Origin of the sequence: Eubacterium sp. An3 (genome assembly GCF_002159465.1) — a bacterium.
Lineage (GTDB): Bacteria > Bacillota > Clostridia > Lachnospirales > Lachnospiraceae > Anaerobutyricum > Anaerobutyricum stercoris.
Genome location: NZ_NFIR01000058.1, coordinates 1 through 8661, shown reverse-complemented (window position 1 = coordinate 8661; position 8661 = coordinate 1). Strand labels below are relative to the sequence as shown.

The 8661-nt window shown below is 47.4% G+C and carries 9 protein-coding genes and 1 pseudogene; all 10 read left to right on the top strand.

The annotated features are described in order from the left end of the window. The coding region (locus B5F87_RS19715; protein WP_087284245.1) for a DUF4368 domain-containing protein at positions 1-1523 on the top strand (1523 nt) is incomplete at its 5' end. Positions 1524-1549: 26 nt separating this feature from the next. After that, on the top strand, positions 1550-1903 hold the full coding sequence (locus tag B5F87_RS19710; protein WP_087235993.1) for a TnpV protein: 354 nt from the start codon (positions 1550-1552) through the stop codon (positions 1901-1903). 110 nt (positions 1904-2013) lie between these two features. Beyond that, the gene (locus B5F87_RS19705; protein WP_087235991.1) at positions 2014-2205 is read left to right on the top strand and encodes a helix-turn-helix domain-containing protein; all 192 of its coding nucleotides are present in this window, start codon (positions 2014-2016) and stop codon (positions 2203-2205) included. Next, positions 2195-2887: a response regulator transcription factor gene (locus B5F87_RS19700; protein WP_087235989.1), complete on the top strand. Its 693-nt coding sequence runs from the start codon at positions 2195-2197 to the stop codon at positions 2885-2887. Before B5F87_RS19705 ends, B5F87_RS19700 begins: the two co-directional genes overlap by 11 nt. 75 nt (positions 2888-2962) lie before the next feature. After that, on the top strand, positions 2963-3808 hold the full coding sequence (locus B5F87_RS19695) for a HAMP domain-containing sensor histidine kinase (protein ID WP_242964601.1): 846 nt from the start codon (positions 2963-2965) through the stop codon (positions 3806-3808). A 74-nt stretch (positions 3809-3882) separates the two neighbouring features. After that, positions 3883-4794 (top strand): ABC transporter ATP-binding protein, encoded by a 912-nt coding sequence (locus tag B5F87_RS19690; protein WP_087235985.1) that lies wholly within the window; start codon positions 3883-3885, stop codon positions 4792-4794. A gap of 1 nt (position 4795) precedes the next feature. Beyond that, positions 4796-5488, top strand: coding sequence for an ABC transporter permease (locus B5F87_RS19685; protein ID WP_087235983.1), 693 nt, complete (start codon positions 4796-4798; stop codon positions 5486-5488). 218 nt (positions 5489-5706) lie between these two features. Next, positions 5707-7461 carry an IS1182 family transposase gene (locus tag B5F87_RS19680; protein ID WP_087235981.1) on the top strand — a complete coding sequence of 585 codons (1755 nt, stop codon included), beginning with the start codon at positions 5707-5709 and terminating at the stop codon, positions 7459-7461. A 524-nt stretch (positions 7462-7985) separates the two neighbouring features. Then, entirely contained in the window at positions 7986-8399 is a 414-nt protein-coding gene (locus B5F87_RS19670; protein WP_087235979.1) for a sigma factor-like helix-turn-helix DNA-binding protein, read from the top strand. 102 nt (positions 8400-8501) lie between these two features. Beyond that, positions 8502-8661, top strand: a pseudogene (locus B5F87_RS19665) (RNA polymerase subunit sigma-24); the annotation flags it as partial.

Sequence of the window (8661 nt, the reverse complement as noted above, 5' to 3'; positions counted from 1 at the left end):
ATGATGATTTTACGCCCTTCCGCAACATCATGAACGAGTTTTACGCCCGCGATACCAGCCGGAAAATCCGCTCCGTGTTCAAGTCCAAGGGCATGAGCGGCAAGCACCTGACCGGCACCGTTATTTACGGCTATCTGTGGGACGAAAAGCGGGAACACTGGCTTGTGGACGAAGAAGCCGCCGAAGTGGTACGCCGTATCTTTTCCCTGACGATGGAGGGCTATGGCCCCTATCAAATCTCCAAGCTGCTGTCCGAGGCAAAGGTTGAAATCCCCGCTGTCCATCTGGCTCGCTTTCACGAGGGCGTAAACAGGTCAAAGCCGGTCAAAGACCCCTACGGCTGGGGATCGTCCACCATCGTGAACATCCTGAAAAAGCGGGAATACCTGGGCCACACCATCAATTTCAAGACACGCAAGCACTTTAAGGACAAGAAAAGCCACTATGTTGACGAAAGCGAGTGGACGATTTTCGAGAACACCCATGAGGCCATCATCGACCAGGAAACCTTTGACAATGTGCAGCGCATCCGGGCGAATGTCCGGCGCTACCCGGACGGCTGGGGCGAGGCCCATCCCCTGACCGGCCTGATGTACTGCGCCGACTGCGGCGGCAAGATGTATGTTCACCGAACCTACAACGGAAAACGCGACCCGCAGTTTACTTGCAGCCAGTACACCAAAGTCCCATGCGGGACGCTCTGCGGCACACAGCACCGCATCCGGGCCGAGGCCGTCCTGACCCTGATAACCGATATGCTCCGGGCCATCGCGGAGTATTCCAAGAATGACCGGGCCGAGTTTATCCGCACTGTTCAGGAAACGCAGGCCGCCCAGCAGACCGCCGACATATCCAAAAAGCGGAAACGGCTGGCCGCCGCCCAAAAGCGGGCCGGGGAACTGGAAAAGCTGATTTGCAAAATCTATGAGGACAACGCCCTGGGAAAGCTGCCGGATGCCCGGTATGAAGCCCTGGACGCACAGTATGCCAAAGAGCAGGACACTCTCCATGCGGAAATCACGGAACTGGAAAAGGCCGTTACCGGCTATGAGCAGAGCCGGAAATCTGCGGAGAAGTTTATTGCCCTGATTGATAAGTACGAGAACTTCGACACGCTGACAAACACCATGCTCAACGAGTTTGTAGAGAAAATCCTTGTCCATGAACGCGCCCGGAAAGGCAGCCAGGACACCACGCAGGAGGTTGAAATCTACTTCAACTTTGTGGGCCGGTATATCCCGCCCGCCTTGCAGCCGGTTCCCCTGACCCCGGAGGAACAGGAAGAACTGCGGAAGAAGGAGGTACGCAAGGACAGGCTTCACCAGAACTACTTGCGCCGCAAGGCCAATGGCAAACAGAAGGAATGGGAAGAACGCTACAACGCCAAGCGCAAGGCCCAGGTGGAGTCAGCAAAGGCCGCGATCCGGGCCGAGGACATGGAAAAGGGCGTTTTTATCCCCGTCAGCCAGTTACCCAGGCAGGAGCCGCGCAAGGCCACCATATCGGCCAGCGCCGCAGTTTAATCATCACAGTGCAAAGGAGGACGAACATGAACGAATTGACTTACACCCGCTACGGGGATTACTACATCCCCGACCTGAAACTTTCCGAGCAGCCGGAGGCCCCCATCGGCAAGTATGGCCGTATGCGGCAACGCTATCTGAAGGAACACCGGCCTGGCCTTTACAGCAGCTTGATTTTGAGCGAAAAGCTGTACCCGCACCTGTTGGAGATTGACCGGGCAGCGCATGAACGAATGGACGCCATGCTGCCCCGCATGATGGCGGCGGCAGGCGTCACCGAGGAATTGAAAGCCCGTGACCCCATGCGCTGGGTGGGGCTGATGAACACGCTGAAAGCGCAGGTGGAGGAAATTATTCAAGACGAACTGATTTACAATTAGTTTTTAGGCAGAGGCTTTGGTCTCTGCCTAATTTTATAATCATTTCGACACATTTCCTGCCTTGTACTATTCGAGAAAACGAATTATAATGTTAAGGTTGGAGGTGCAATATGGACTATATGACATTAAAAGAAGCTGGCGAAAAATGGGGCGTGACCCCTCGTTGGATAAATTATTACTGTTCTTCGGGCCGCATTCCCGGCGCTGTGAAAATGGGGACTGTCTGGCTCATTCCTAAGAACGCAGAAAAGCCCATTGATGGCAGGACAAAAAAAGCAAGGAGCAATCGCAATGGAAAATAGGATTATATTGATTGAAGATGACGAAGAAATCAGAAGCATGGTGAAAGACTATTTGTCAGGAGAATTTCAAGTGCTTTCTTTTAGTGATGGTAAAACAGCTATTCATACTATCAAGAATTATGATGAATACTCTCTTGCACTCATAGACCTTATGCTGCCAGATATGAGTGGTATGGAGATTATTAAGACTATTCGGCAGGTCAGCACGATCCCGATCATCATTATCACCGCAAAGGACAATGATACCGATAAATCGTTAGGGCTGAATTTGGGGGCCGATGATTATGTTGTAAAGCCATTTTCTCTGATTGAGCTTACTGCAAGGATTAAAGCCAATATTCGGCGTGCCAGAACCTATCAAGCCATGCCAAACGATGCAGGCGTAAAGATTAAGGATTTAGAGATTGACCCAATCAGTCATACTGTTAGCCGCCAAGGAACTCTGATAGATTTAACGCCCATTGAATTTGAAATTTTGTATCTGCTGGCAACCCATCCGGGACGGGCTTTCTCGAAAGAACGCTTGTATGAACTTATTTGGAAAGAGCCATATTTCGGTAATGAAAACGTATTAAATACCCATATCAATCGACTGCGCCTGAAACTGAAAAACGGTGAAGAAGATACGACAACCTATATTAAGACCTTATGGGGAATAGGTTACAAGATGGAGGATAAATAAATGTGGGTTCTGTTTGCTGCGCTTTCAGCCGCTTTGCTGCTCATCTGCATTTGGCAGAGAATACAGTATAGGAAATTGCAAAAAGAAATCAACTATATCAGTAACCGACTGGAAACGCTTTCTATTACTTCTGAAAATGGCTTTGTTCTTCTCCCTACCGATCATGCCTGCATGAAAAAATTAGGGGCTGCGATTAACACATTGCTTCAAAATTTCTACGAAAAGAAGTCAGAATATGAACAGGCACAAAAGGCGATGGCACAGGTTCTTACCAATATCTCACATGATATTCGTACCCCTCTGACTGTGCTGAAAGGAAACAGTGAAATGTTAGCTGCTAAAGTGGATGATGTATCTGTGCCGGAGGTCATTCATACCATGGCTACCAAAATTGACCGTAAAGCAGATGATTTGATAACAACGATAAACGACTATTTTACAATGTCCAAAATTGCTTCCGGCGATCTTCCTCTGAAACTGCAAAAGGAGAATGTTTCAAGATTATGCCAAGACACCATTTTGGAATATTATGATCTGCTTGAAAAGCAGCAATTTGAGGTGGATATACAGATACCAGCCACGCCGATTTATGCAGACACAGACCGGGACGCCTTGCAGCGTATTTTGAAAAACCTAATAGACAATGCAATCCGGCATGGGGGTGATGGAAAGTATATTGCCCTGCGTCTTACAGCAGAAAAAGGAAAAAGTGTCATTGAAATAGAGGATCACGGGAAAGGAATGTCGCCACAACAGCAAAAGCAGATATTCACAAGAAACTATACGACTGCCCCGAAATCATCAGGAAATGGTCTGGGATTGGCGATTGCAAAGAAACTTTCTATGCAGATAGGAGCAGAATTGCAGGTTCACAGCATACAGAATGAGCAAACGGTTTTCTCGGTCATTTTGAAAAGTTAGAAAAAAGTTAGATTTCAGGCAGAGAAAAGAGAAGTCTGTTTTGTATAATGGGAGCCGTACAGGAGGAATACAAAATGGATTATATCATGGAAACCGTAGGGCTGCGAAAGTCCTATAAAGGAAATGTCGTTGTAAACGATGTGAATATCCATGTTCCCAAAGGGGCTATTTATGGCTTTGTCGGGCCGAACGGTGCCGGTAAAAGTACGGTAATGAAAATGATCCTGAACCTTATCCAGCCAGAAGCCGGAGAAGTTCAGCTTTTTGGAGAGAAAGTCACCGATCAAAGTTATGAAGTTTTCAAACGGGTGGGTTCCATTATCGAAAATCCGTACTTTTACGAGAAAATGACGGCCCGGCAAAACTTAGAGCTTCATTGCGACTATATGGGATTTCCCAATAAAGAGCGCATTGATGAAGTTCTGCAAATGGTTGATCTGCAAAATGTAGAGGGAAAGCAAATCCGCCATTATTCATTAGGTATGAAACAGCGGTTAGCAATCGCAAGAGCTATCCTTGCAAAGCCAGAATTTCTAATTTTAGATGAACCGATTAACGCATTAGACCCCGAAGGTATCCGCGAAATGCGGAACCTGTTCCAGCGGCTTAATCAGGAAGATGGAACGACCATTTTTATTTCCAGTCATATCCTATCCGAAGTTGATCTAATTGCTGATACGATTGGAATTATTCAACATGGCAACCTACTGGCAGAACTGCCCATTGAGGAAATCCATAAGCATCAAACGGAGTATATCAGTCTACAAGTTGATGATGTAGCCCATGCAGCAACTTTATTGGAACAGATGGGCATTACAAACTTTAGCATATTGGATAAAGAGTTCATCCGGATTTATGACTCGAACATTTCTGGCAAAGTTTTGTCAAAAGCCCTCATTGAAAGTGGTGTTGGTTTAGAGAGCTTAGGGCGTAAACAGGACACTCTGGAAGATTATTTCTTTCAGCTCACAGAGGAGGGAAAATAAAATGGCACACCTTATTAAACTGGAATTGAAAAAATTTGGGACTGCTCGAAATATAATTTTTACGTTTGCCGCAATCCTTTTCAGCATACTGTTCATTACTGTATCTTTGTGGGATAGTATGACAGACCCGGAGCAAACCAAAGACACGTTTGAAAGTACATATCTTGTTATTGGCTTGCTGATGTCCTTTATTTTCCTTGTGTACTCGTCGGTTTTAACTGCACGTCTGGTAATTGGAGAATATAGTCAGCGGACAATCACGATTATGTTTTCTTATCCTTTGAACCGCATGAAATTGATTGCCAGCAAATTGATTATCATTATGGTTTATACGGCAATTTCAATGGCGATTGGATATATTTGTTGCAGCGGTTATATCGTGCTTGTGGACAGATTTTTTGATATGCTGGAGGGAACATTCCAAATTTCCATGCTTCAGACATGGATACCAATGGCAATAACTGCGGTAGTTGTATGCACGGTACTATCGCTCTGGCCATTTATCATTGGCATGATCCGAAAATCTGTTCCCACCACAATCGTAACTTCATTGATTGTCATTGTGTTCCGGCAACTCATTATCAGTAAAAATACAACATATCAGGAGTCCTTGCTACAAATCCTTTTGATTGCAATCATTACGTTTGGAATGGCTTTATTTATTTTCAAGAAGAAAGTACCAGAACTATATTAATTCCATCTGTCGGGCGACGGCAAAAGAAAAAAAGCCGTCGTTCAGCAGCCCTTTGACACGCCCATACGACCAGGGGGCTGTCGGGAAATAGATAGTTCCAAACAGGGGCAGGTGTGACTCATGCGAGTCACGCCTGCCCCTGAAATTTATCCTCAAAAAAGAGAAAAAGATGACTAACGACAGCCATCTTTCTCCCCGTTCCATGTTATAATGGAACTATGCTAACCAAAGATTATTATAATGACTTTTTTGAAATTGGGCAACAGAAAATTAACTTCAGTTTCTTCGAATTGAGGCTACCCGACGACGATCCAGTCTATACCCTGAAAAAAGTGATGGAGGAATTAGATTTTTCAGGCCTGCTGGCCTGCTATTCGGATAAGGGAAGAACCGGGTATAATCCAATCATGCTGTATGCTGTTGTTACCTACGCAAACATGCGCGGGGTCAGGGCTGTTGACCGTATTGTAGATTTATGCCGGAGAGACCTTGCTTTTATCTGGCTGACCAAAGGGCAGAAGCCCCAGAGGGATGCTTTTTACGATTTTAAAGGAAAAAAGCTGACGGAGGAAGTCCTGGACGATCTGAATTACCAGTTCATGCGCCGCCTGGAGAAGGAAGGCCTTATTACGCTGAAAGAACTTTACATTGATGGGACCAAAATCGAAGCGAACGCAAACCGGTACACCTTTGTCTGGCGGGGCAGCATCAACTATCACCTTGCCGGCCTGCTGGACACCATCGATGCCCTTTATGCAAAGTACAATGCCTTCCTGCTTGAGAACGGCTATGGCCCCAAATACGATCTTGGGGATGCCCATATGTTCGTGATCGAGGGGATGGACAAAGTCCGGAAAGTTATCGAAGAAAACAGGAAGCGGAAACTGACAAAGCATAAGAAGATCTCCAATAACACGATCCTTGAGATTGATTCCTGTTCCCCTCTTGAGATCCTGAAGCTGCAGAAGAACCTGGTGCGGATCGCAGAAGGGGAAGGGATCGGATTCGTTTTCGGAAAAGGGAAGCATAAGCCGGAAATCCAGAAACTCTACGAGGAACTGGAAGAATGCGGCAGGCGCCTGATGGAGTATAAGAAATGCTTTGAGATCATGGGGAAAGACCGGAACAGCTATTCGAAGACGGATCTGGAAGCAACGTTTATGCGGATGAAAGAAGACCATATGCTGAATGGGCAGTTAAAACCGGCATATAACGTCCAGATCGCGGTAGAGAATTACTTTATTGTCCACGGATATGTCAGCAATGACCGGACAGACTACAATACGCTGGTCCCCGTCCTGGAAAAGCACAGGAAAGCGTTTGGAGACACACTGGAGGCAGTAACTGCCGACAGCGGATACTGCTGCGAAAAGAACCTGGTGTATCTGAAAGAGAACGGGATCCGGAGCTATATCAAGCTGCAGGACCATGAGAAGAGGAAGACACGGGCATACAAAGAAGACATTGGGAAGTATTACAACATGACATACGCCGTCTTTGAAGATGAGCATTATTATATCTGCCATGATGGAAGGGAACTGCACCATATCCGGACAGAAAGCAAAGAGCAGGACGGCTATACGCAGACGATAGAGGTATATGGCTGTGAAGACTGCAGCGGCTGTGAGCATAAATCCAAATGTCTATATAAATACAATGCGGAAAAGAATCCTGATCGGAATAAAATCGTGAAGGTCAACGAACGGTGGGAAGAACTGAAGGAAGAGTCCCATGCGAATATCCAGAGCGAGGAAGGGATCCTGAAACGTCAGACCCGTTCGATCCAGACGGAGGGCCACTTTGGAGATATCAAGGAAAATGAAAACTTCCGTCGTTTTAACTACCGGTCAGAGGAGAAAGTATATAAAGAATTCATGCTGTATGCGATGGGCAGGAATATCATGAAATACCACCGGTTTTTACAACATGAAATCGAAAAATATGAAGGGAAAAAGGGGCAGAAAGCAGCTTAGCTGATGGAGCGCTTCAAAAAGTCCAAACAAGGGGTTTTTGCGCCCAAAAACAGGGCAGTGAAAAAAGGAAGAGACACCCTCACAGTGAATTCAGACCTGAAAAAGCCTGAATTTTGTGGAAGTGTCTCTTTCCCGCATATCAGGGGCTAAAAATCGGTATTAACCGACAGCCCCTTCTTTTATGCCCTCAATAAAGGAGTGACGCCCATACGCCAACACGGCGGCTTTAGGAGGGAGCCGCCATGAAGCACACTGACTGCCGACAAATTCAGACGATATTTGCGCTACCGTCAAAAAAAGCCCAACCACCGAACAGGCCCCGTCTGGCAGCCGGTGCGAAAATTGTCATTCTGTAAGTGAATATTGGAGTTTTTGCGCTCGAATAGCTTCATGCTGTCCGGGCGTTTTTTCATATTTATGGGGCTTGAACATCGGGTCAGCATGGCCCGAATCCTGTCCCCGGTGCCGCTCCCCGCCGCCCCGTTCAGATTTTCCCGCAAAAAATCTGAACGGAGGAAAGGCAGATGGAAGTCACCATCCATTACAACGGACAAGCTGTGGCCGTAGAGGTCACGCTGGAAGTCTATGAATTTCTTGACCGGGCCGACCACAAAGCCGAAAACCTGTCCCATGAGCAGCGGCGGCACTGGGATGGCCGGGAGTTTGACGAATACATAGTTGCCACCGAGGGCGTGGGTATCTACGGCGAAACGCCGGAGGATTACCTGTGCCGCAAGGAAACGCTGGGCGAGCTGACGGCCGTCCTGGACACCTGCACCGAGGCCCAGCGCCGCCGGTTCCTGCTCTATGCCCTGGACGGGCTGACCCTTGCGGAGATCGGGACGGTGTGCGGCTGCTCCAAAGTGGCCGTGTATCAGAGTGTGGAGGCAGTCAGAAAAAAATTTATAAAATTCTTTGAAAACAGGCTTAACGAATGACCTGTTTTCGGGCTACCAAGTGAAAGGGATTGTTTCCCTTATCCCAGGGGAGGCGGACAGCGGACAAGCTGCCCGCCTCTCCCATTTTCAGGAGGTAAGCCTATGAAAACAATCAATCTGCGGTGGATTTATCCCCACTACCAGCACGACGAGTTTGTAGAGGTCAGCGACGAGGTCTGGGAGGCCATGCGGCAGGCCCAGCGCGAGATGAACAACTATGAGCGCCGGAAGGTCTACCACCGCGCCTGGTACTCCCTGGACG

Coding starts and splice junctions, on each gene's coding strand:
- B5F87_RS19690 (WP_087235985.1), top strand. CDS start 3,883: ATGGATTATATCATGGAAACCGTAGGGCTGCGAAAGTCCTATAAAGGA.
- B5F87_RS19700 (WP_087235989.1), top strand. CDS start 2,195: ATGGAAAATAGGATTATATTGATTGAAGATGACGAAGAAATCAGAAGC.
- B5F87_RS19705 (WP_087235991.1), top strand. CDS start 2,014: ATGGACTATATGACATTAAAAGAAGCTGGCGAAAAATGGGGCGTGACC.
- B5F87_RS19680 (WP_087235981.1), top strand. CDS start 5,707: ATGCTAACCAAAGATTATTATAATGACTTTTTTGAAATTGGGCAACAG.
- B5F87_RS19670 (WP_087235979.1), top strand. CDS start 7,986: ATGGAAGTCACCATCCATTACAACGGACAAGCTGTGGCCGTAGAGGTC.
- B5F87_RS19685 (WP_087235983.1), top strand. CDS start 4,796: ATGGCACACCTTATTAAACTGGAATTGAAAAAATTTGGGACTGCTCGA.
- B5F87_RS19710 (WP_087235993.1), top strand. CDS start 1,550: ATGAACGAATTGACTTACACCCGCTACGGGGATTACTACATCCCCGAC.